This is a genomic window from Brevibacterium senegalense, assembly GCF_000285835.1.
GTDB lineage: Bacteria > Actinomycetota > Actinomycetes > Actinomycetales > Brevibacteriaceae > Brevibacterium > Brevibacterium senegalense.
The window spans coordinates 108,675-110,006 of record NZ_HE978604.1 but is presented as its reverse complement, the minus strand read 5'-3'; the positions used below and the strand labels follow the sequence as shown (position 1 = coordinate 110,006).

Genomic DNA, 1,332 nt, shown 5'->3' with positions numbered 1-1,332 from the left:
CGGCCGCGCTGCGCCGCCCGGGCGCGCGGACCAGCGAGGCGGTCAGCAGACCACACAGACCCAGCGTGAAGAGGGCGAGCCCCGCGGCCGGCCACGCGGCGACGAGGCGATGGGCGGTGAGCCCGGAGGCGGTCATCGTCTGCGCGATCGCGAGGCACAGGCCGGACACCGTCAGCGCGGTCGAGACGACGAGCAGGTCGTCCGGGACGGACCGGCGGAAGTAGGCGGCGCCCGCGGCCACGACGAGCGGCAGGGAGACGAGCAGGATGAGCCCCACCCACGGGGTCGCGGCGGTGCCGGCAAGCGCCTGCGAGACCGGGACCTCGGGCCAGCCCAGGGCCAGGATCCACGAGCGGGCGACCGGGTACGGCAGCACCTCGCCCGGCTCCGTCAGCAGCGCGTCCGGGTGCCGCACAGCGGCAGCGAGCCAGGGGCCCGCGAGCGCCACGAGCGGGAGGACGGACCACACGAGGCGGAGCGCCCGGGTCCGCACCGCGATGACGCCGATGAGCACGAGCACGGGCACGATGAGGATCGGCATGCCCGCGGCCACGACGACCAGCAGGAGACCCGCGGCGGCGGAGGCCTCGACGGACCGGCGGTCGACGGCGGAGTGGAGGGCGCGGACCAGGACTGGCAGGACGAGCCAGGCGAGCACGGCCCCCACGCGCCCCTCGATGAGGGAGACGACGAGGGTGGGCGAACCGGCCCACACGAGTGCCAGGAGCGCGCGGATGCTGGCGCGCGCCGTGATCCGGCCCGCGCACGCGTACGCCAGGAGCGCGGCCGCCGGCAGCGCGACCAGCAGGAGGACCCGCACCGCCGTGTCGAGGCTGCCGAGGAACGGCAGCGACCAGGCGAGGAGGACGCTCAGCAGCGGGTCCGCCGGCGCGACGGACCCCAGACCCGCGTCGTCGCGCAGGCTGAGGACGCGGTCGAGCGCCTGGCCGGCGCTCACGTCCAGGCGCGGCAGCGCTCCGCCGGTCAGGGTGCCCGGCCCCAGGAGCCGCCAGCCGATGAGCGCGGAGGCGAGCACGGTCAGCAGGAGGACGCCCGTGAAGGGGTGCAGCAGCAGGCTGCGGCGGGGGCCCACGTCGACGCCGGAGAAGGACTGGAGTTCCTCGCCGGTGTTGAGCGCCTCCTCGGCCCCGGCCGGCGACTCCGGGTCGAGGTCCGCCGCTGTGTCCGTGCGCGCCCACCAGGCGGCGGTCCCGTCCGCGCCGGTCTCGCGCAGCTCGCGGCGCGCTGCGTCCAATTGGGCGCGGGTGGCCAGGAGGGCAGGCGCGGACTCCGTCATCGGGGCCCGCCGGCGCAAGGGTGTGACGGCGCGGG

General features: G+C 77.0%; 1 pseudogene. It reads right to left on the bottom strand.

Going from position 1 to position 1,332, the window contains the following annotated elements:
* Positions 1-1,297, bottom strand: a pseudogene (locus tag HGBR_RS17410) (hypothetical protein); the annotation flags it as partial.
* Between the last annotated feature and the right edge of the window lie 35 nt (positions 1,298-1,332).